Below are 22,780 nucleotides of genomic sequence, written 5' to 3' on the forward strand. Positions count from 1 at the left end.
ATTATTATGAATAAAAAAGTATAGGGCTAATTAAAAAAATGTGGTACCGGCTACTTCTCGTCCTCTACAAAAAACCAACGAGTACCATCCTTTTCACGTACAACGGCTTGTCCCGGTTTCATATCGGGAAGTTTACGCAGGGCAGGCTCCATTTCTATGATTTCTTCTACAGATACCAGATAAGCGTCCTCATCCTCCGGGATTTCCTCTTCTCCGAAAAGTTGCCAGTCTCCGTCTTCGTCGTACAGAACAAAGGTAACAGGCGAACCATTTGTCAGTACATAACTGGTTGTCAGCACCGATTTATTTTTATTTTCCTCTTTCAATTTCATAATCAATGATTTGCATTATATTCTTTTAGAATAATTATATAGAACAAAGGTAGTATTTTTTATTCCTTATTGAAAATAGCATAAAATCCATCTTAACTAAAACCTGACAAAACTTACATATTTTTTTTCTTAATTGGCACATCGGCATATTAATCAATTAGCATATTAACCAAGTATAGATAAAATCTTCTGAAATTCTTTTCTCTATCGTTTTTTTCAAAATTATCTGTATTTTTGTGAAATTTTTCTTAAAAATACATTTTTATACAATTTAATATATTTAATCAAACAATAGTCCGGTTTTTTGTATTTAAACTTGTCGGTGCAAAACAAGGAATATGAAAAAGATTACAACACTACTACTTATTTCATGCCTGCTGCTTCAATCTTGTGAAATGATAGAATACCATCCTTACGATGGACGTATCAGTGGCGAAACAGGCATCAATCAAAAGAACATCGAGCGTATAGAAACTGCCTGTGCCGAAAAAAGTACCATCCGGTTCATCCTGATAAGCGATACCCAACGCTGGTATGACGAAACCGAAGATGTCGTTAAACTTATCAATAAGAGAAATGATATAGATTTCGTGATACATGGAGGAGATATTTCAGACTTCGGGCTGACAAAAGAATTTATGTGGCAACGGGACATATTGAATAAACTGACTGTCCCTTATGTTGTCTTATTAGGAAATCACGATTGTCTGGCTAATGGTATCGAGATCTTTGAGAAAGTATTTGGAGAAGTAAATTTCTCATTCATTGCAGGCAGGACTAAATTTGTATGCCTGAATACAAACGCACTGGAATTTGACTACTCTTATCCTGTACCCGATTTTAAATTCATCGAGCAAGAGATGGTAAGCAGGAAAGATGATTTTGACAAAACGGTGATGGCCATGCATGTCCGTCCGTTTTCAGATCAATTCAACGATAACGTGGCCAATGTTTTCCAGCGCTATATAAAAGAATTTCCAAAGTTACAGTTCTGCCTTCATGGACACAACCATAGTCTCGAGGAAAATGATCTTTTCGAAGACGGCATCATATATTACGGCATATCCAATATAGCCAAAAGAAAATATTATGTATTTACACTAAAACCTGATGATACTTACGATTATGAAGTTGTGGAATTTTAAAAGATTATATCTAAGTATCCTATTATCCGTTTTTTCAGTAATAGCTATTGCTCAAACGGGATACGAGAAAAGGGTTGAAAAATACCAGGACCAATGGAGTAAACTTATCCCTTCACATACGAAAATACAGTATGCGGGAGGGATGGGATTATTGTCTATAGGTGCGGGATGGGACTATGGAAAAAATAATCAATGGGAAACAGATGTATTCTTCGGTATTTTACCAAAATACTCGACGGATAAAACAAAAGTCACATTTACACTGAAACAAAACTTCATCCCTTGGAAAAAACATTTTAACGAACATTTCTCATTAGATCCTCTGGCTTGTGGTTTATATGTGAATACCATCTTCGATGGAGACTTCTGGGTAAGTGAACCAGACAAATATCCGAGCAATTATTATTCGTTTTCCACTAAAATGCGCTTTAGCATATATGTAGGACAAAGGCTTACATATAAAATTCCGGAGAATAAACGATTCTTCTCGAAATCGGTGACAGTATTCTATGAACTTAGTACAAACGATCTTTATATGGTCAGCGCATTCACAAACAGTTATCTGAAACCAAAAGATTACCTCAGGTTATCTTTCGGTTTAAAGATGCAATTGTTTTAAAATAAAAACAGGATATCAGCAGATACCCCGTTTTTCATATATAAACAATGTCTTAATCGTTATAAGTTGGCAGATTTGAAAACTCTTTAGCATAACGCATCATTTGTTCTGTATATCCTTCGTTATAAGAGATTTTCACGTCAGTTATTTTGCCATCCTTATCCTGTACGAGTTCAAACACAGGATTTACAAAGCCTTTATATGGCTTCATATTCAGCTTTTTATAACGTTCGAGTACTTCCATGTGTAATTTTTTATCCACTTTCACAGCATAATCCTCAACAATCTTCTTGCCTGCTTCGAAATCTCCTTCCGATTTGATCCGTTGAATTTCAGCAAGCAGGTCTCCGAATAAAGTACGCAGTTTCTTATAATCATTTATCACAACGAATATTTTACCATCACGTTCTTTAAATTCCACCACATTATCAGCTTTTCCCTTTTCATATACCCAGCGTGCTATAAGCTGACGGTTACGCATATGCGACTCTTCGATATCCTTGCCCGGTTCTATGCGTACAAGTTGTGTCATCAAGCCGTTCATCATAAACTTATAATACTCAGCCTTGTAAGCTTCAACATCAGGAATAATGCCAAGTTCCAGTAACTTCGAGTCAGCAAGGAAATATAGGCCGAAAAGGTCAGCACGGGTTTCTTCTATTGTGGAACTGAATTCACCCAAAGCATTCGGATCTACTTCCGGCAATAGTTTGCCCGAACCATGTCCCAAACACTCGTGCAAATCGGTATGCAGTACATCGGTAATAAAGCCATATTTCTTAATGGATTCTATTTCTGTTGCCGACCACATAAATTCATCATTGAATCCGGTGTGTGCTCCGGCGGCATCATAAGCTTCCATTATATTCTCAATAGTCACTGACTTCGATCCGTGATCTTTGCGAATCCAGTCGGCATTCGGCAGGTTAATGCCTATAGGTGTAGCCGGATAGCAGTCACCACCCAATTGGGCTACAGTGATAACCTTTGCCGTTACACCTTTCACGCTTTCTTTCTTAAAATTCTTATCTACAGGAGAATGATCTTCGAACCACTGGGCATTTGTACTGATAATCTCTGCACGCTTCGTAGCTTCTTCATTCTTGAAATTCACAATAGATTCCCAACTGGCCTTTATTCCCAGCGGATCACCGTAAACCTCAGTAAATCCATTTACAAAATCCACTTTAGAAGCCAGATCTTCCACCCATGCGATGGCATATTCATCGAACGTTTTCAGGTCTCCGGATTTGTAGTAAGAGATAAGTTTTACAATCACCTCTTTTTGTTTATCATTTTCGGCTACACCTTGCGCTTTCTCAAGCCAGTAAACAATCTTTTCTATGGCCGGAGAATATAATCCTCCTACTTTCCATACATCCTCTTCCAGTTTATCCCAATGTTTTACAAGCCTGCTGTTCAGCCCATAAGATACAGGTGTCTGGTCGGTAGTATCTTTCATCGCGGCATAAAAATCGACTACTTCTTTTTGTGTAATTCTGTCCCCGTAATAGTTATTGGCTGAAGTCACTATCAGATCGCCACCTGATTGATTCACTTTTTTAGCCATAACAGCAGGATCGAACATAACAGGGGTTATCATAGAAACGAAGTTCTCAGCAGATACATATTCTGCCTGTCCCCGGTAATAGTCTCTCGGTATCAGGCTGTCAGGAAGTGCCAGAACCTGTTCCCTGAAAAACTCTTTAGAGAATCCCGGCAGGAACTTCTCTTCCCCATAATGGTGATGGATACCATTTGAGAACCAGACACGCTTCAGGTAGACCTCAAATTCCTTGTAGTCCTGAGAATTCTTATCTCCCTTGTAGTTTGTATAAATGGCCTCCAATACACGACGGATGGCCAGATTGTATTTATTATTCTGATCGAATAAGATATCGCGTCCTTCCAATGCTGCCATTGAAAGGTAATAAACCAGCTCTTTCTCTTGCAGAGTAAGGTTGTTAAATCCAGGTACGTAATAGCGTAGTATTTGCAGATCAGCAAATTCATCCACTTCATATTTAAAATCGGCAGGAACAGTATCGGCTTCTGTTTGTTTTTCTGTGGTTTTTTGCTGTCCCCCACAACCTGCAAATAACATGGAAAATCCTGTCATAGCAATCAATATTGTTTTTTTCATTTGTTTATAATTATTACGAATTGATTATTTCTTCTATCTCTTTCGTATGAAGCTGCAAATGCGACAGATAACCGTCAATCATATTTCCCAGAGTAACTGTATTACCCTCAAAATCTGTCCATTTATTGTCCAGTTTCGATTTGTCGATATTCCTTATAATATGTACAATATGCAAATTATAGAACTTCCACAAATTAACAAGATCGCTCCAGTTCATATCCTGATAATGCTGTAGAGCTATCCACAGGTCATTATGTTGTGTATAATCGGGAAATATCAGTTCCGCATTATATTGTAACCTTACCATTCGCTGATGGTTATTCGACGCAGAATCGATAAGATGTCCGACCAGTTGCTTTATAGTCCTATCCTGAGAATTTCTTTTTTCAGTGATCACATCCACAGGTAAATCCAATAGTCTTTTTTCCCAGTTACGGACTATATCCAATACTCCATCTACAATACTGTTAAAATCACGATCTAATATCATTTCTCTCTTTTTTAAGGTAACAAAGGTACAGTTTTTTGAGAAGAAAGTTGAAATAATGACTATTCTTCAACAGATTTGAGATAAAGTTTGTTTTCGCGAAAATCAAATATCACGGAAAAGTTCTTGAAGAACTGATTTCCTAATAATCCAACATACAAATCATTCTTCTTAAAGACAAACCATTCCGATTCGGAGAATATCACATCTTTATTTAACAATATGGTATTTCCTATCTGTATGGTATCTGTTCTTAACAGGCTTACTTTTGTGCGGTTCGTATCAAGATTCTTTGCCCTGCCTTCTTTCGTTTTACTGATATCCAGATCATAATCGGATAGTATATTGTGTGTAAAAAAGAGTGCCCCGTTCAGTCCTGTATCTATCCAGTAATCCCCCTCTATTTTCTTCCCTTGTACAATGACCGAAGCAGGAACCAGCAGGCGCCTGTTTCTATTCTTGAATTCAATACAGTCATATCCTTCCAATCCGATTAAATCCCGGGGACGCCATTCTTTTAAATATTTATCTTTATAAGATATCTCAATAACCCGCCGATAGAAAAAATCCCAGCCTAAGAGTACACAATCTTCGCCATACCAATGCAGGAACTGGCTGTTTGTGTCCATAAATGTAGCCGACATGGTTTTCGCCCATGGGCCTGTAGAAAAGCGGAATTTTTCATATTTCCTTACATCTTCCTTATCCTTTCTGAATCTTTCGGGTACGGCCAGTCCCCATGCGCCAATATCGAGCATGGCTTTTATGGGTATACTATCATCGATGTATGCATCAAGAATAACATTATTCTTGAAATCACGGAAAGGAATAGCCCCATCCGGCAACAAAGAAACATCTGCATCTTGTTGTGCATTACAAAAGACGATACAAAAAAGGAATAATATGAGAAAAAAAGGTTTCAATCTACTTGCTTAGAAAAACATTTATTTCATTACATACTCTGGCTAATGTTTTCGCTACAGCCTCTTCCTGTGTTCTCTTTTCTGCTTCATTCGAATTGAAATCATCTTTTTGCTTAGATGATTGATAATCTTCGGTCACTACAGTGGAAAAAGGAACCAAGCCTGTGCGCACATCCATAATTAAGACTTGAGTAGTAGCAAATGCTTTATACTCGTTTGCCGAGAACATTTTATATTTTGAATATGTACCTCCCCTTATAGAATAGATCAGTACTACATCGGCCTGCATACGCACTGCGGCTTCCCTGATTGAAGTAAAAGAAGATGAAGAAGACATCATAATGTCAGGAATTAAAGAAACCCGTTGTACCCTTTGCTGATTCTCGAGATTAGAAGTCAATGTAGTTAAGTATCGTTGACGTGAAGAAAGATAGTCTTCGTCGTTCCAGTAATATCTGTTTGACCGTTGGTTGTCTATATTTACAACTGCAACCCGCAAATGTTCAGCTAACGAATACTTTCCATCAAGTATTTTCTGAATATTCTCTTCCGTGATTTTCGCATCTTCATCGTTGAACAACGATTGTGTTATGTTATCCTCAGGTGGAGTGGTGGCTGCGTACTTTATGTGCTCCTGAGATGAAGGGGCTTCTTTATAAGCTACACACGAATTAAACAAAACAACCGATAATACTGATATAAATACAACAAAAGGCTTATTCATAGATAAATGTGTTTAAATAAAAAATCTATTCGTTTCTGTCAAAGATAACGAATAGATTCTTATGATTTTATATACCTGATAAAGATTTATCCTCTCAAAACTAACAATGGTGTATCGGAGTGGAACAACATTTTACGTGAAATGCTCGGGCTGAACATACGCGCAAATATATTCCGCTTGCTGGTAGTAAGAGCCAATATCTGTATGCCGTCATCTTTGATATATTCATCAAGACTTTTCAACATATCGGTAGTATCTACCAATCTGTAATCGAGATTTAGATTCGGATATTGCTTAGAGAAGTAAGCCTTAATACCTTCCAGTTTTATCTCATCCCACTGATCGCCTTTTTTCACTGAAATATGAGTCAGGGAAATCCGTATATCATGAAATGGAATAAGAAGTTTGGCTAGTAAATCGAAAGATATAAGATCGCGTTGACTGAAGTTTGTAAGGAATGCAATATGCTTCACCTGCTTCATGTCTGTAAACGGTGTGTTTTCAGGAATGGCAATTAACGGCACATGCGTCATCTCTATCACTTCAGCAGTCACACTACCTATCAGGTCGGCATCTTTCTGGTCTTTACCTCTTGTACCCATTACGATGAGCGAAGGTTTATATTCCTTTGTAAACGTTACTATCTCTTCTTCGGGCAAGCCTTCCCTCAATACATAAGAGTAATTGATAGGAGGGAACTCCCCTTCCGATACCTTCTGATCTATCGTATTACAGAGCTTTTGTATATTTTCTTTTACTTTCTCTATTATATTCTGGAACTCTTTTTCTTCTTTTCCCTGATAAGCAAAAGCTTCGGCCATAGGCAGGGCTGTAGGATAGTAAGGATTGAAGTATACATGCAGTATTTTTACCTTAGCGTTCATATCCCGGGCCAGATTAAATGCTATCCGGCACGCTTTCAGTGAATAATCGGAGAAATCGACAGGAACCAGAACACGCTTACGCCCATCATCAGTCCTGTATGTTTCTTCTTCATCGTAACTAAACAGATGCCGGCTTTCTACCACACTCAGGGCTCTGGGAAGATCCAATTCTTTTATACGGATACGCACTCCCGTAGAAACGCCAGGATTATCGATATCCACATCATTGATGTGTACTTCAATATTTTCGTTTTCCAATACAGTTTTCAGTATCTGTGCTTTTTCATTTGTATGAATCGCAAGTGTAACCAGTTTATCTTCCATTGCCGTAAATATTTATTTTTCCAACCTCCATTTTTCAGGTCTCAGACCGTCTTTATTATCTTATATAAACGCATAACAATAACGAAAAGTTATGCTAAATATCCTTTTTCATTCTAAAAAGAGATGAACACTTTGGGTATCCATCTCTCTATTTTTCTTTAGGCTTCTTTCGATTCCATCATTTCCAAAGCCATATCCAGAATCGTGGTATCATCGAGTGAGACATAACCTCCATCGGGCCCGGGTTCTATATGAACCCCACAACTTTGGCCTTTCTGGTAACTATACCCGCCGAAGTAATTCCATACTGTTTCTACCGGGACCTGTAATGTCTCAGCTATCTTATGTATGCTTCCATCTGGTAAGCTGTCTTTGATTCTTCTCAGCTCTGAAAATTTAATTACTCTACTCATACTCTCTAAATTTTAAATGGTACTTGATTAGGAATATGTTCTAAAGTTATAAAATTCTTTTTTGAAAAACAATGGATTTTAAACGGGAATATCAAATATTCCACTATAAACAGTAATAAATATCACGGTGAGACCGATAGTACCCATCAGCACATACGCCCTTTCTTTCGAATAGACAGGGGTTTTCAATTCCTCTTTAGGAACTTTCAGAATATATTGACGAGAGGTTAAATAAACATAATAGACAAAAAAGCCTATTAATGAGCCCCACATTGCCCCTCCTACAACATCCGAAATGAAATGAACGCCCAGATAGATGCGGGAATATGCAGTCGTTGTTGCCCATAGTACCATCGTAAGGGTAAAATAACGGTACCGGAAAAGCAGAGATGTAAAAACAACAATACCAAAGCCATTAGCAGCATGATTTGAGATAAAGCCATAACGTCCTCCCCTGTAATCGTTTACAATCTCCACAAAGCTCTGAAAATCGGGATGATGTGTAGGACGTAACCGCTCGAAAAAAGGTTTAATAATATTAGCTGAAAAATAATCACAAAGCATACCTACTAATACTGCACAAATAATAATCAGCAATGCTTCCCTCCATTTTACTTTATATACAAAAACAACCAAAGCCACAACGGCCAGAGGCAACCAGATTACCTTGCCGCTATACAACCACATAAAAGTATCCCAATAAGGGGTATGATGGTCGTTAAGCCATAAGAAAAGTTCTCTTTCATACGGTAAAATCTTCTCTACAAGGCTCATTTATTGGTATGTTTTTGATTCATAGTATTATTCTTGTTCTCAAATTAGCTCCAGCTTATCTTTCTGTACCCAGCCGATGCTACCATTGTCTATCTCTATTTCATACCAGTTACGGTCTTGTTTTGTAATGGAAACTTTCGTTCCCGAATGGAGTATAAACAATTCTTTACTATTGATGTCAGGCGACCCCAGCACAGTTACCGAGCCAACCATAACAACAGCTGTATCACGTGTCTCGATCTTCCATTTTTGCCTGAAAGCAAACACATTCGCCAGAATAACAATTACAAGAGTAACTATTCCTGCATAAAAGGCAGCCTTTTTTATCGTAATCAGCCTACTGAAGAAAAATACCACGAGGCAAACCATAAAAAGTATAAAGACAACCACTGCTACCACAGCCCAGGCATCAGAACTAAACATATTTTGCACAGCACGGAACCATATATTCAAAAAGAATGTATCGGCAACCAGTATTTTATCTTCTATCTTGGTGCTTATATAATCTATATTATGGCGCGTATCCCTGTCGCCCGGATCGAGGAGCAAAGCCTTTTCATAATAAAGGCGTGCATGCGCCAGGTCATTCACACGGAAATAGGCATTACCCAGATTGTAATATAATGCCGGAGACTCCAAGCCTTTTGCCAATTGTTCTTTCTTCTCCGTTTCCAGTAGTTCAATGGCGTGCCGATAGTCTCTTTCGTTATATGCGGCTGTAGCCTGTGCATTTACCGACATATCGCCACCTGATATATCTGCTGCGCCAGACTGGCTTTTTAGTGTATCCACCAAAGGGATAGAATCCTGTGCATAAGACACCGAATATATAGATAATATAAATAGGCAGGAGAATATTATTCGTTTCATCAGACCTAATTATTATTTGTTTATTTTTTTAATTGTACTTTCCATTTTACCGATAGCATCTACTGTATCGTTATACAGTTTATCCATAGCTTCTCCACCTCCGGATGGAGCATAACGGGCAAACTCACCTGTATCGAGAATATCTATGAATTGACGGATAAGAGCTTCATCAATACCATATTTCAGCAGTTCGGCTTCAATATTTTCTCTGTTCAACTCAGCGACAGGTATGGTAAGTTTATCGCTCAGATATCCCCATACTGCACGCAATATCTCTTCATAGAAGTTATCATTTTTACCCGATTGCAAATACTGCTTGGCCAGTTTCAATCGCTTAGTGGCAACCTTGTTCGCTTTCTTGGTACGCATCAGTGCAATATCCGAGTTTGCCTTTATCTGCTTACGGTAAACAATAAAGAATACCACAAACAATATGAACGGTATAATGTACCATACCCAATATGTGAACGAACCTGCAAAAAAGCTTTGCTGATCACTGAACGAGAATCCGCCGGTTTTCAGGTAACGGATATCCTGTTCCACCTCTACATTCCTTTGGTTAGAATAACTGGTCGACACATTCTGACCCGCATTCGGATCTTTATCCACATCCAGGTTATAGGCAGGAGAAGATACTGTCTTATAGCTGTTGCTTCTGGTATCGAAATATGAAAATTCGATCGGAGGTATTGCATATTTTCCCTGATAACGGGGAATAAACATGTATTCGATAGTCTTAGTCCCCGAAAGCCCGCTCTCTGTGATCTTAAAATCATTTTTCACCACAGGATCGTATGTTTCTATATCTTTAGGAAATTTTACTTCCGGATTTTTTATCAGTTTCAGGTTTCCCGTACCTTTTATTTCAAGCTTGATAGTCACCGCATCATTGGCTTTCACCTTTTCTGAGGTAATAGTTGGCGTAAATGTAAAATTACCTACCCCTCCCGAAAAATTAAGGGGCTTGTTCTCTATAGGCAATGCCGATACGTCCAAGACCAGTGGATTGGTCCTCATGACTTTTTTGGTCTCGGTCATCACTTCCTGCGGACCGAAAAATGTATTTACCTTTCGCCCCGAAGGAACCCGTATAACAGCCTCGACCGTACCGCTGGGAATAGATATTTTACCCGATCGCTGAGGGAATAAGAGAGTTTTCTTAAAGTCAACGGCATAATAATTACGCCCCTGATAATGTTCCATACCGATCTGCTGATTTCGGGAAAGATCAAACTCTTCGGTCATAAATCCTTCGAACTCGGGAAATTTTGCATCCGACAAATACATAATGTCCAATGTGGAATACAAACGGAAAGTCACCGTTACCGCCTCCTGTTCTTTAAAGCGGGTTTTAGACGGAATGATACGTACAAAAATATCAGAAGAACTGACATTATCTACAGTAGAAGATGAAGTTGTAGCTTCCACTCTCTGCCCGGGTTGGGTTGGTTGTGCGTTCTTGTCCGGTGGCAGGACTTTTATCTGTTTCGAATTCGATTTATAGTTTTTCCCGCCAACCTTCACTGTGGCTACGGGCAATGTAAATGTACCTTCTTCTTTTGCCTGTAGCAGATATGTATATGTTATGTTACTTTCAGAGGTAACCTTACCGTTGACATTCGACGAACTATACATCTGCGAGATGGATGGTCCATACAGGATGTCGAAACCTTTTATTTCATCAGGAATCTCTATACTACTGCCTTCTCCCCCTTTCAATACATATTGAAGCTGGAGCTGTGCTCCTTTTACGGTACTGGCCGGAGCCTGGATGACAAACGTAATGTCATCGGCAGATATCTTCGAAATGCTTGTGAGTAATAAGATAAATAAAAACAGATATTTTTTCATTACCCTGTGCTTTATATTATTTTAGTTTAGTTATACATTAGGCAAATTAGAAATACAAAGTTAATAACTTTATATCGCTTTCAGGTCTTGCACACTGATTATTGCAGACTCTATCGTCAAAGTCTTTTCAGTTTTAATAGTTTCTTCATATATATCTCCCCAAAAATCTCTAACCTTACGACCCGTGGGAGTAGCATATTCTACTATGATCTGTCCCTCAGGTATAATCTTTCGGCCTACATCACGTGGCTGGAGTATCAGTTTTCGCAGATCCACCATATTATAGGTCTTCCCGTTTATTTTCTCTTGCCTGAATCCCTGCCTCGACCGGGTGATGTTACTGGAATAAAAACCTGTAACGGAAGGAAAATCACTTCTTAAAATCCGGCTTATATTATGCGTTGTATACAGACGGTAAGTAATTATCAGCGTATCCGACAGGTTGACGCTTGTCTTTGAGACTATTGTCCTGATAAAGGCATCTATGTCTTCCGGTTCCTGTATTGTGGATTGAGACTGAGATTGCGCACGGGATTTTGATTGCCCGCGTGGCTGTTCCTGCCCCTTGTCTTTTACTTCTATTTTAAATGTTTCAGATTTATATTTCTTTCCGTCTATTGCCACCTCTGCACGGGGTAAAGTATATTTTCCGGCTTTCGGTGCCATTAAATGGTAGGACGAAGTGGAAGAATAGACGGCTATTCGTTTTCCTTCCTTAAAAGATACAGAAGAAGAAGTAGATACGGCAGGTCCATAAAGGATATCGAAACCTTCTATCTTCTTGAAAACGATAGGTTCATTTACCTCTTTATCACTTTCGATTACATAATTTACCCTAAACCTCTCCCCTACAGAAACACTCTCCTGCGCATCTATGCTGATCTTAATATCCTGAGAAAATAAACCGGAACCGGACATAAAAGGCAACAATACAAGAGACAATATAAATAATCGCCTGCGTACATGATTATGTAGCTTCTTTTCCATAATCCTCCTTACCAATCCTTATTCTGTTTTCTGTTATTCTCGTTTTGCTTTTTACGTTCCTGTGCTTTAGCCTGTTTTACACGCTCCTGTGTATTTTTTTCATCCTGCTCCAGAGCCTGTAATATCTGTTGCATATTCTGCTCAGACATCTGGTTCTGTTGCTGTTGCTGATCTTGCTTTTGATCCTGATTTTGCTGTGGATCTTGTTTCGGATCCTGCTTTTGATCTTGTTTTTGATCTTTATTCTGTTGTGGCTGATTCTGATCTTTATTCTGGTCTTCCCTGTCTTTGATCATTTTCTGTACCACAGCCAGATTATAACGGGTGTTGTCATCAGTCGGATTGAGTCGCAAAGCATTCTTATAGGCTTCCATCGACTGTTTCAGATTATCTTCCTGTTGTTTGGCTTGACCTTGTTGTGGCTGCTGCTGACCGGCTGCTGCCCCCATCATGGCGGCACCTCCACCCGCCGCTGCCTTTTCATTGGCTTTCTTTTTCAGATAGGTATTACCAATATTACTCCACGCCGAGCCCATTTTTTCAGGGTTTTCGGCTTCCAGTGTCAGGTAATGCTGATATTCTTTGAGGGCATCGTCCCAGCGTTGTTGCTTGTAGTAAGTATTCGCCAGATTAAAAGATGCTTCTTTTGACGATGCATCTTCTTCTAATGCTTTACGATAATCAGCCTCGGCAGTACCATACAACTGGTCTTTATACGACTTATTACCCGAGCGTACAGCCTTACGTGCTCCTTTCGAATTCTGAGCGAACAGACCAACGCCAATAAATACAAACAATATAATAAATAACGATCTTTTCATCATTCTATAGAATCTCCAGTTTTAATCACTTAAACAATCTTATATTTCTGAATATCCTGTTTTTCTTGTCAAACACACATATTTCGATAAACAGGAGAATGAGCATGGCCCATGCGAATATCTGGAATTTTTCGTCATACTCGGAGTATGCTATCCCGTCTATTTCTTTTTTCTGCAGTTTCTCCAGTTCGTCCTGTAAAGCTTTCAATGCACTGTTCGAATTGTCGGCATGAGCATAAAGCCCTTTTCCGGCTTTGGCTATCTGACGGCACATTTCTTCATTTAGCTTTGTCACCACAGGCTGTCCTTCTGTGTCACGCTTCACGTTTGCCGAACCTTCAGCCACAGGAATCATAGCACCTTTTGTTGTACCAATACCGACCACATTTACATGGACACCTTTGTCGGCGGCACTTGCCGCGGCCTGTTCGGCATTTCCTTCATGGCCTTCCCCGTCCGTGATCAGAACAATTGCTTTATCTATATCTGTATCACTGGAAAAACAGGTCATCCCGATGTCGATAGCGCTTCCTATAGCTGTTCCCTGAACAGGTACCAGGCTGGGATCTATAGTTTCCAAAAACAATTTGGCCGATTGTGTATCAGGTGTAAGTGGTAACTGGATAAACGCTTCTCCAGCAAATACGACAATGGCAACTTTATCATTCTTCCGTTCGTCAATTATACGGGTAAGGATTTGTTTGGCCTTTGCCAACCTGCTGGGTTGTATATCTTCTGCCAACATCGAATTCGATACATCGATCGCAATCACCAGCTCTATCCCTTTTTTGTCGACTTTTTCAACCTTAGTGCCAAACTGGGGACGAGCCAGGACAATTATACCAAAACCAATAGCTACAAGTACAAGCCAGAATTTCAGATACGAACGTTTCAGTGAAAGTTCGGGCATCATCCGTTTTACAAGAGCTAAGGTTCCTAATTTTTCAACGCTTTTCCGCTTCCTTATGTTCAAATAGATAAATCCTATTATAAACACAGGAACGAGAAAGAATAAATATAGAAATTCAGGATTCGCAAATCTAAATACACTCATTTTAGTTACAAGTTACAAGTTACAAGTTGACAAGCCAGATACAAGTTGACAAGTAAACAAGATACAAGTATTATTTTTCATTCTTAATTCTTAATTTTTCATTTCATCAAGGAATGTTTCTCAACCATGTACGACGCAAGAATAATTCCAGTCCGGCCAAAGCCAATGCAAGAATGGCAAACGGTAGGTAAAGCTCTTTACGTTTCGTCACAGTATTCACACTGATGTGAGTTTTCTCCATCTGATCAATTTCATCATATATCTGCTTCAGGCTGGTGTTATCCGTCGCCCTGAAATATGTACCTTTAGTTATGGAGGCGATCTCGGTCAACGTACGTTCGTCAAAGTCACCTGAAACCTGCATAGTCTGCGGGCCGTATGGCGTCATTATTCTTGCCAGAGATGTACCCCGCGAACCTATACCGATAGTATATACCCTGATACCGTACGATGCAGCCAGTTCGGCCGCAGTCAAAGGCGGGATTTGCCCCGCATTGTTCGATCCGTCAGTTAATAAGATCGCAATCTTCGATTTGGATTGGCTGTCTTTCAACCTGTTCACGGAATTAGCAAGACCAAGTCCGATAGCCGTACCATCCTGTATCATGCCGAACTTCACTTCATTCAACAGGTTCAATAATACCCGGTGATCTGTAGTCAAAGGACATTGGGTAAAACTTTCGCCGGCAAATATCACCAGCCCGATCCGGTCGTTAGGGCGATCGTTTATAAATTCTGCAGCAACTTTTTTAGCCGCTTCGAGGCGCGTAGGAGAAAAGTCCTGAGCCATCATTGTCCCCGAAATATCGAGAGCCATTACAATATCTATACCTTCGGAGTTCGATGTATCGGAAGAGCTAACACTCTGTGGCCTTGCCAATACAATAATTATCAGGGCAAGGGCTATAATCCTCAACAGAAAAGGAAAATGGCGCAGATAAACCCTCAGGGTTGACGGTGCTTTTTCGAATGCAAAGCCCGAAGACATCTTAAATGTTGCCTGCATCTTCCTCAGCTTATAGATGTACCACCCTATAAGCGGTATCAGCAATAAGAGCAGGAATAAATATTTCGGATTGGCATATACTATATCCATCATATACGTTCAATATCTTTAGCTTTGTTGTTCTTTTTCCTTATTCGATTCATCTCCCTTTTCTTCTTTTTTTTGATCTTCGAGCGACGTCCTCTCCTCTATTTTCGTTTGATTAACAAACAAATAGGCATTCACAAGACTCAGATCATTTTCATCAGTAAAAGGAGTATATTTTGCAAACTTCACCAAATCGGCAAGCTTCAATATTTGCGATAATCCATCCGTAGCCGATTTAGTATCTGTAGCCAGATGTACGGCATCAATAATATCATCGGAAATCATCTCGGGAGCATCTATATTAAACCTGTGATCTATATATTCGCGCAGAATATCGGTAAGTTCTGTGTAATATTCTTTTTCCTGACCTTTCTGCCAAAGTTTGGATGCTTTCAGCTTATCCAGCCCCTGTAAAGCGACCACATGAGGTGGAAGCACGACCTTAGGTGTAAAGAAATATCCTTTTTTCTTTTTCCTCATGACGAAATATACGGCCAAGCCGATCAAGGCAAGAATAAGAATAATGATCAACGGGATATATAAATATTCCAGGTAATCCTGCCAAACTATGGGAGGAGACTGAACATCCTTTATATCAAAGATCTGTAGCTTTTCGAAATCAATGGAATCGGTTTCGTGATTCTTCAGTTTTTCGAGATAGGCTAATGTTGAATCAGATAATTGCGGCGCAGATACTTTCAGTCCAAAGTCATTTGTACGAAGGGTATCAGTTCCATCGACAACCTGCATATAAGGCACATGATACAGTGTGGAATCGAAAGAAGTCACAATGTACTTCTGACTGATAGTCATCACTTCGGTCATCACAGTATCAGGCTCTAACATCTTCAACACTTCGATACCAGTTATCAAAGTATCTCCAAAAACAGGGAATATAATATCCCTTCCCTTGGGTGCTATGGCTTCGACATTAACCACCGCCTGCTCGCCTATCAGTATATCCGAAGGCTGTATTGTCGCCCTGACTGTCGTCTTTTGCGCAAAGAGCGGAAAACTCATGCAACAAAGCAAACAGAGCAGTAATATATTTCTAAATCTCCACATATTTTAGTTACGAGTTACAAGTTACGAGTTACAAGCAATTTATAACCTATAACTCATAATTTAATCTTTCAGTTTCTTTTCTTGAATAATGCCAGCAAAGCTTTCACATAATCTTCATCAGTACGCACCGATACATTGTCTACCCTACTCCTGTTGAAGGATGTCTGCATATTTTGCTGCTGCTTTTGCCACCAGTCTTTATATACATCCCTTACCTTTCGTGAAGAGGTATCCACCCAGCGCTCGGCTCCGGTTTCCGAATCCAGCATCTTCATCAGCCCTACATTCGGTAATTGGGTTTCCAGATTATCATACACTTGCAAGGCCACGATATCATGCTTACGGTTGGCAATAGTCAGAGCATTGTTATAATCCTTCACATCTATAAAATCCGAAATCATAAATGTTGTACAACGCTTTTTAATCACATTGGTCAGGTATTTTAGAGCCATTCCCATATCGGTCTTCGGGCTCTCTGCCTGAAAATTGATCAGTTCGCGGATGATGTACAATATATGCTTCCTTCCTTTTTTAGGAGGAATAAATTTTTCAATCTTATCGGAGAAAAAGATCACTCCTATCTTATCATTGTTCTGGATGGCCGAAAATGCCAGAGTTGCAGCTATTTCGGTCACGACATCCCTTTTGACAGAAACGTGTGTACCAAAATCCTGACTGGCCGATACATCGACAAGCAACATAACAGTAAGCTCCCGCTCTTCTTCAAACACTTTTACAAAAGGCTTGTTGTAGCGGGCTGTCACATTCCAGTCGATATCGCGGATATCGTCCCCATATTGATATTCCCGTACCTCAGAGAATGCCATCCCCCTGCCCTTGAATGCAGAATGGTATTGTCCTGCAAAGATGTTGCGGGACAATCCGCGGGTCTTTATCTCAATCTGGCGTACTTTTTTTAATAATTCACTTGTTTCCATGTGCTTAATGTGCTAATTATTCAATGTGCCAATATGTCAATTCTTTTTATTGGCACATTGGCATATTATTACATTGACACATTAGTATCAAGGTACTTCTATTTTATTTAGTATTTCACTGATGATCTCGTCAGAATTGGTATTGTTTGCTTCAGCTTCGTAAGTCAAACCGATACGGTGACGCAATACATCGTGACATACGGCACGAATATCTTCTGGTATAACATATCCTCTACGCTTGATAAAGGCATAAGCTCGAGAGGCCAATGCAAGACTTATTGAAGCACGTGGCGAGGCTCCGAACCCGATCATTCCTTTCAACGATGTCAATCCGTTTTCTTCAGGGAAGCGGGTGGCAAACACAATATCCACAATATATTTTTCGATCTTTTCGTCCAGATAAACATCACGAACCACTTCGCGTGCGCTGATGATCTCTTCGGCTTTCATCACGGGTTCCAACTTACCGTAGTCACCTGTCAGATTGTTACGAAGGATCAGTTTTTCTTCTTCCTTTTTCGGATAGTTTATAACCACTTTCAACATAAAACGGTCTACCTGTGCTTCAGGCAACGGATATGTACCTTCCTGTTCGATAGGGTTCTGTGTAGCCATTACCAGAAACGGAGAAGGCAACTTATATGTTTTTTCACCGATAGTGACCTGACGTTCCTGCATAGCCTCAAGCAAAGCACTCTGTACTTTAGCCGGAGCACGGTTGATCTCGTCCGCCAACACAAAATTAGAGAAAACAGGACCGTGTTTTACCAAAAACTCTTCTGTTTTCTGACTGTAAATCATTGTACCGACAACGTCGGCAGGCAACAAATCGGGAGTAAACTGAATACGGTTGTATTTTGCATCTATCAGGGATGCCAATGATTTTATCGCTAAGGTTTTCGCCAGCCCGGGTACCCCTTCGAGCAATATATGCCCGTCTGCCAGTAAGCCGATCAGGAGAGATTCCACCAGATGTTTTTGTCCGACAATAACCTTATCCATCCCCATCGTAAGCGACTCTACAAAAGCACTTTTACTTTGTATCCTTTCGGTAAGTTCTCTAATATCCACTTGCGCCATGTTCTTATACTATTAAGCGTTTATATTATTGTTTTGATTTTACTATTTTACTAAGCACACAAAAATAGAAATGTTAAATCTGATATGCGACTATTCGGAGTTAAAAAAAATTAAGTAGAACGAAGTATTTAAGCGAGATAAGCGAAATATTGTCAATTCATTTTATTTCTTTTACTTTTGTTCACATTTAACCTGTTTATTTATTAACGGTACCCGGCAAAACCCATTGTAAATAAACAAGATATATGAAATTTGGTTTCCTTTCTGTTTCCAATCCGGAAGATAAAATAAAATTAATAGAATTTGGTGCGAATATTGATGGTATCAGGCTGGACACACTCCGGACATTAAAAAAGAAAAAAGAACTTAATATACTTTTCCCAGACGCATACTGAAAACGGAAAGGAGCTAATAAAACCGTTGAATGTGCAAGTCTCTGATTTGAGAGATTTGGGATGTATCGACAGAAAAATATAAGCTCGTACTGAAACCATACATGAAATAAAATTATATCTTTGGGATAATCTATCTGAAAAACACGAAAATACTATGAACGAATTAAGACCCAATGACCAGAGGGCAAAAGCTGCAATAGCAATGATATGGGCATTTCTATCCATAAATATTTTTCATATTGTTTTTAAATTATTCATTTCACCGACAAGCAATCATCTGGCAGACAGACATATCCGTGAAAACCTACAGACGGTTTATGATACACAACATTTTTTCTCAGAATTCATAGCATTAGCAAATTACCTTATGCCATTTTTTATGATCATCATGTTTATCAGGTGGTTTAGAAGAGCATATTTAAATCTGGGAATTATTACTAATGAGTGTTTTCATGATGACAGTTGGGCCGTAAAAGGATGGTTTGTCCCCGTTCTCAATTTATATATACCATATCAAATAATGAAAGAACTTTATGATAAAACCAATAGCTACTTACTGGAGAAAATACTGTTTTCCAACAACTCTAATTCTTATATAAAAAAACTGAATATAAAACTTGTAAAATGATGGTGGATATCAGTTATAGTAGTTTTTATTATGTACACTCTTCTTGTTATCATTGTACTACTTGCACCGATAAAAATATTCTTCAAAACGCAAAATCTATTATATTCCTCTATAAAAATCTTGATTCTGCTTATAGCCGGCCTATTTTCTATTCGGGTCATTCAAAACTATTCCAGAGCCGAAACTCTCCTCTATGGATTAGAAAAAGATGGCGAAGGAGAAAAGGAAGACCTTCAATAATTACCTGTATTTCTCTGTATATAAATGATGGATAATACCATCTACTAACCCGACCTTAGGCACATATATCTCGTTTATCTTACAGACTTTGCCTATCATAAGGAAAATATTCAGCGCAGGTATGATCACATCGGCACGATATGTATTCAGTTTGAAATTCTGTATGCGTTCTTCATAACTAAGGTCTTTAAGGGCATCATACAACACTTTAACTTCAGTATAATTAAGTGGCTCTTTTTCCCTCTTACCAAGCATCTTATGTACTTTATTTATATTTCCTCCCGAAGCAATAATACTTAAAGGCGCATATTGTTTATAGATATCTTTCAGCCATGATTTAAAACGTTTCACTTCACTATCGTTCACAGCATCCACAAGCATACGCACTGTACCCATCTGGAATGAATTAGATGTAATCTTATGCTGGCTGCTATATACGATAATCTCGGTACTACCACCTCCCACATCCACATACAGATAGTTGCGGTCTCTGTCCATCACACTATCCAAACCTCCGGCCTCATAGATAATGTCGGCTTCTTCCTGCCCCACGATTATTTCTATATTTATGCCACTCTCTTTCAGAATTGAGGCTGTTATCAATCTTCCATTTTCGGCATCACGCATAGCACTGGTAGCACAAGCCCGGTAATCAGTCACGCCATAAGCTTTCATTATATGAGAAAAACCCTGCATAGCTTCAATAAGGCGTTCCTTTTTTTCTTCGCTGATCTCACCTCTAGTAAACACATCTTCGCCCAGACGGATCGGCACACGCAAAAAAGCGGTCTTCTTAAAATCGACCGATGCGCCATTAGATTCTATATTATTGATAAGCAGACGTATAGCATTGGACCCGATATCTATTGCTCCGAAAATATCTGTTTTCATTTACTTCATGTTTTTATAATAATCGTACAATGCTATCTGCGAACGGCACGAAGCATCATCGCCTTTCTCTACATATGTATTGCTTCCGAAGACGGCCAGATCGCGGGCTTTTTCGTTGTCAGACCATTGTATATCAAACACCTCCATCAGTGTTGTCTTTATCTTTTTGTCGGCAATAGGAATCCCGACTTCCACACGGCGGTCAAGATTGCGGTTCATCCAATCGGCACTCATTATGTAAACTTTCTCATCACAATCATTACAGAATATAGCCATACGGGCATGCTCCAAATAGCGATCCACAATGCTTATCACACGAATATTTTCACTTTGCCCTTTCAGTTGTGGCTGCAAACAGCAAGCACCCCTCACAATCAGCCTGATATCAACTCCCACGCTGCTGGCCTTATAAAGAAGGTTGATCACATTCTCATCTGTGAGACTATTAAATTTGGCGTAAATATAAGCTTGCTTTCCATTCTGAGCATTCTTTATTTCTCTTTTTATCAGGTCTTCAAACTGAGTCCTCATATAATAGGGCGATACCATCAGCTTTTTACAAGTAAAATGCTTATGGGTATTTATCAGAAAATCAAAAATAGTTCTGGCATCCAATACAACCTGCAGGTTCGATGTAAACAATCCATAATCGCCATATATGCGGGCTGTGTCTTCATTGAAGTTACCTGTACCTACATATACATAGCCTTTGTTTTGTCTCTCCACAAGCACCAGTTTGCTATGCACTTTCAGTCCGTTTACGCCATGTATAACCTTTACACCTTCCTTTTGCAGCAGTTCAGAATATTCCACATTCTGTTCTTCATCGAAGCGGGCAAACAATTCGAGTAAAACCACTACCTTTTTTCCATTCTTAGCAGCATTTATCAGGGCATTAATAACCTTTGAATGCTCGGCCGTACGGTAAAGCGTTATGTAGATACTTTCTACCTTTGGATCGATAGCCGCTTCACGCAGGAAATCTATAAAATGATTGAAAGTATGATAGGGATAATTCAATAAGATATCTTTCTTGTTGATTACTTTCAGAATACTGGAAAAAGGGATAATATAGGGATGCTGCAAGGGTTCCATGTTCTTGCTTTCCAGATCGGGACGCACTTTTGGAAACTTCATCAGGTCACGCATCAAATGATAGCGTCCGCCGGCATCCAATCCGTCTTTACCTCTCAATTTCAATTTTTTGGTAATGATATCGAGCAGATCATCAGGCATTTCCCTGTCATAAATAAGCCTCACAGGTTGACCATGCAGGCGGTTCTGAAGTCCGGTTTCCATTTTTTCCACAAGACTTTTCGATATATCATCGTCGAGTGTTAATTGTGCATCACGCATCAGTTTGAATGTATAAGCCGAGATAGTCTTGTAATTAAACATGAAGAATATCTCGTCGAGACACAAACGGATAATATCGTCAAGGAAAATAATATCGTTACGATCACCTGCCGAAGGTAGTACCACAAAACGGGGACAAGTACTACTCACCGGAATCTGGATAACGGCATAACGGGGATTACTCCCACTACCCGAACTCATTTTCACCGCATGATAAATATTATTATCCTGCAGGAAAGGCATTTCTGTTGTTTTCCGTATTATCAGCGGCACAAGACGCTGGCTGACCACCGAGGAGAAATATTCGTGACAAAATTGCTTTTGCTTACGGGTCAGTTGTTTTTCATTTACCACATATATACCCTGTTGCTCCATTTCGGACAAAACTTCGTTATATGTTTTCACAAACTTTGTCTGTCCCTCGCTTACCTGCGTATTAATCAGCGGCAACAATTCTTTTGCAGTATACCCTCCTGTAAAGGCGGGAGCTTTTTTCCCTTTTATCTGACTGAGGCGTACAATATTGGCAACACGCACTTTTATAAATTCATCCTGATTATTGGAGAATATACCCAAAAAGCGCAACCGTTGTATCAAAGGCACTGTCTTATCCTGTGCCTCCTGCAATACCCGTTCGTTAAATGTAAGCCAGCTTAAATCCCTGTTATTTATCATCTCGAATTTAATAACATCCAAATACTATCTCTTGTTTTAAACAACTTACAAGCAAAGTAGTTGCCTGA

23 protein-coding genes are annotated in these 22,780 nt (G+C 39.3%); 4 read left to right on the top strand and 19 right to left on the bottom strand.

Annotated elements, in window-relative coordinates; all coding sequences use genetic code 11:
- Window positions 1-50: 50 nt before the first annotated feature.
- Window positions 51-332 carry a hypothetical protein gene (locus GGR21_RS12680; protein WP_183307596.1) on the bottom strand — a complete coding sequence of 94 codons (282 nt, stop codon included), beginning with the start codon at window positions 330-332 and terminating at the stop codon, window positions 51-53.
- Between the two features lie 338 nt (window positions 333-670).
- On the opposite strand from GGR21_RS12680, the gene GGR21_RS12685 reads away from it, so the two are divergent.
- Both GGR21_RS12685 and GGR21_RS12690 read left to right on the top strand, forming a co-directional pair.
- Window positions 671-1,477: a metallophosphoesterase family protein gene (locus GGR21_RS12685; RefSeq protein WP_183307597.1), complete on the top strand. Its 807-nt coding sequence runs from the start codon at window positions 671-673 to the stop codon at window positions 1,475-1,477.
- Window positions 1,443-2,096, top strand: coding sequence for a hypothetical protein (locus GGR21_RS12690; RefSeq protein ID WP_183307598.1), 654 nt, complete (start codon window positions 1,443-1,445; stop codon window positions 2,094-2,096). The genes GGR21_RS12685 and GGR21_RS12690 overlap by 35 nt, the downstream gene beginning before the upstream one ends.
- Before the next feature lie 52 nt (window positions 2,097-2,148).
- Here the strand turns inward: GGR21_RS12690 and GGR21_RS12695 are convergent, their stop codons facing one another.
- The 16 genes from GGR21_RS12695 to GGR21_RS12770 form a co-directional block, all read right to left on the bottom strand.
- The gene (locus GGR21_RS12695; RefSeq protein ID WP_183307599.1) at window positions 2,149-4,239 is read right to left on the bottom strand and encodes a dipeptidyl-peptidase 3 family protein; all 2,091 of its coding nucleotides are present in this window, start codon (window positions 4,237-4,239) and stop codon (window positions 2,149-2,151) included.
- Between the two features lie 13 nt (window positions 4,240-4,252).
- Complete coding sequence (locus GGR21_RS12700) at window positions 4,253-4,726, bottom strand: DinB family protein (protein WP_183307631.1); 474 nt, start codon at window positions 4,724-4,726, stop codon at window positions 4,253-4,255.
- Between the two features lie 62 nt (window positions 4,727-4,788).
- A complete protein-coding gene (locus tag GGR21_RS12705) occupies window positions 4,789-5,649 on the bottom strand; it encodes a hypothetical protein (protein WP_183307600.1) in 861 nt (286 codons plus the stop codon).
- A 1-nt stretch (window position 5,650) separates the two neighbouring features.
- On the bottom strand, window positions 5,651-6,373 hold the full coding sequence (locus GGR21_RS12710) for a hypothetical protein (protein WP_183307601.1): 723 nt from the start codon (window positions 6,371-6,373) through the stop codon (window positions 5,651-5,653).
- 86 nt (window positions 6,374-6,459) lie between these two features.
- Window positions 6,460-7,581 carry a universal stress protein gene (locus GGR21_RS12715; RefSeq protein WP_183307602.1) on the bottom strand — a complete coding sequence of 374 codons (1,122 nt, stop codon included), beginning with the start codon at window positions 7,579-7,581 and terminating at the stop codon, window positions 6,460-6,462.
- Window positions 7,582-7,739: 158 nt separating this feature from the next.
- Entirely contained in the window at window positions 7,740-7,994 is a 255-nt protein-coding gene (locus tag GGR21_RS12720; protein ID WP_183307603.1) for a DNA-binding protein, read from the bottom strand.
- A 78-nt stretch (window positions 7,995-8,072) separates the two neighbouring features.
- Entirely contained in the window at window positions 8,073-8,768 is a 696-nt protein-coding gene (locus tag GGR21_RS12725; RefSeq protein ID WP_183307604.1) for a phosphatase PAP2 family protein, read from the bottom strand.
- Window positions 8,769-8,807: 39 nt separating this feature from the next.
- Entirely contained in the window at window positions 8,808-9,638 is an 831-nt protein-coding gene (locus GGR21_RS12730; RefSeq protein ID WP_183307605.1) for a tetratricopeptide repeat protein, read from the bottom strand.
- A 12-nt stretch (window positions 9,639-9,650) separates the two neighbouring features.
- Window positions 9,651-11,489 carry a BatD family protein gene (locus tag GGR21_RS12735; protein ID WP_183307606.1) on the bottom strand — a complete coding sequence of 613 codons (1,839 nt, stop codon included), beginning with the start codon at window positions 11,487-11,489 and terminating at the stop codon, window positions 9,651-9,653.
- A 69-nt stretch (window positions 11,490-11,558) separates the two neighbouring features.
- Window positions 11,559-12,476 (bottom strand): BatD family protein, encoded by a 918-nt coding sequence (locus tag GGR21_RS12740; RefSeq protein WP_183307607.1) that lies wholly within the window; start codon window positions 12,474-12,476, stop codon window positions 11,559-11,561.
- Window positions 12,477-12,484: 8 nt separating this feature from the next.
- The gene (locus GGR21_RS12745) at window positions 12,485-13,300 is read right to left on the bottom strand and encodes a tetratricopeptide repeat protein (protein WP_246348067.1); all 816 of its coding nucleotides are present in this window, start codon (window positions 13,298-13,300) and stop codon (window positions 12,485-12,487) included.
- Between the two features lie 22 nt (window positions 13,301-13,322).
- Entirely contained in the window at window positions 13,323-14,351 is a 1,029-nt protein-coding gene (locus GGR21_RS12750) for a vWA domain-containing protein (RefSeq protein WP_183307608.1), read from the bottom strand.
- Between the two features lie 106 nt (window positions 14,352-14,457).
- Window positions 14,458-15,441, bottom strand: coding sequence for a vWA domain-containing protein (locus GGR21_RS12755; RefSeq protein WP_183307633.1), 984 nt, complete (start codon window positions 15,439-15,441; stop codon window positions 14,458-14,460).
- 24 nt (window positions 15,442-15,465) lie between these two features.
- A complete protein-coding gene (locus tag GGR21_RS12760) occupies window positions 15,466-16,509 on the bottom strand; it encodes a hypothetical protein (RefSeq protein ID WP_183307609.1) in 1,044 nt (347 codons plus the stop codon).
- Between the two features lie 68 nt (window positions 16,510-16,577).
- On the bottom strand, window positions 16,578-17,447 hold the full coding sequence (locus GGR21_RS12765; RefSeq protein WP_183307610.1) for a DUF58 domain-containing protein: 870 nt from the start codon (window positions 17,445-17,447) through the stop codon (window positions 16,578-16,580).
- An 87-nt stretch (window positions 17,448-17,534) separates the two neighbouring features.
- Window positions 17,535-18,527 (bottom strand): AAA family ATPase, encoded by a 993-nt coding sequence (locus GGR21_RS12770; protein WP_183307611.1) that lies wholly within the window; start codon window positions 18,525-18,527, stop codon window positions 17,535-17,537.
- Between the two features lie 245 nt (window positions 18,528-18,772).
- On the opposite strand from GGR21_RS12770, the gene GGR21_RS12775 reads away from it, so the two are divergent.
- Both GGR21_RS12775 and GGR21_RS12780 read left to right on the top strand, forming a co-directional pair.
- Window positions 18,773-18,922, top strand: coding sequence for a hypothetical protein (locus tag GGR21_RS12775; RefSeq protein ID WP_183307612.1), 150 nt, complete (start codon window positions 18,773-18,775; stop codon window positions 18,920-18,922).
- Between the two features lie 154 nt (window positions 18,923-19,076).
- Window positions 19,077-19,550 (top strand): DUF4328 domain-containing protein, encoded by a 474-nt coding sequence (locus tag GGR21_RS12780; RefSeq protein ID WP_183307613.1) that lies wholly within the window; start codon window positions 19,077-19,079, stop codon window positions 19,548-19,550.
- 240 nt (window positions 19,551-19,790) lie between these two features.
- On the opposite strand, the gene GGR21_RS12785 is transcribed toward GGR21_RS12780, so the two are convergent.
- Together GGR21_RS12785 and ppk1 are read right to left on the bottom strand one after the other, a co-directional pair.
- Window positions 19,791-20,681 (bottom strand): Ppx/GppA phosphatase family protein, encoded by an 891-nt coding sequence (locus GGR21_RS12785; protein ID WP_183307614.1) that lies wholly within the window; start codon window positions 20,679-20,681, stop codon window positions 19,791-19,793.
- Entirely contained in the window at window positions 20,682-22,733 is a 2,052-nt protein-coding gene (ppk1, locus tag GGR21_RS12790) for a polyphosphate kinase 1 (RefSeq protein WP_246348069.1), read from the bottom strand.
- Window positions 22,734-22,780: the final 47 nt, after the last annotated feature.

Source organism: Dysgonomonas hofstadii, from assembly GCF_014196915.1.
GTDB classification, from domain to species: Bacteria; Bacteroidota; Bacteroidia; order Bacteroidales; family Dysgonomonadaceae; genus Dysgonomonas; species Dysgonomonas hofstadii.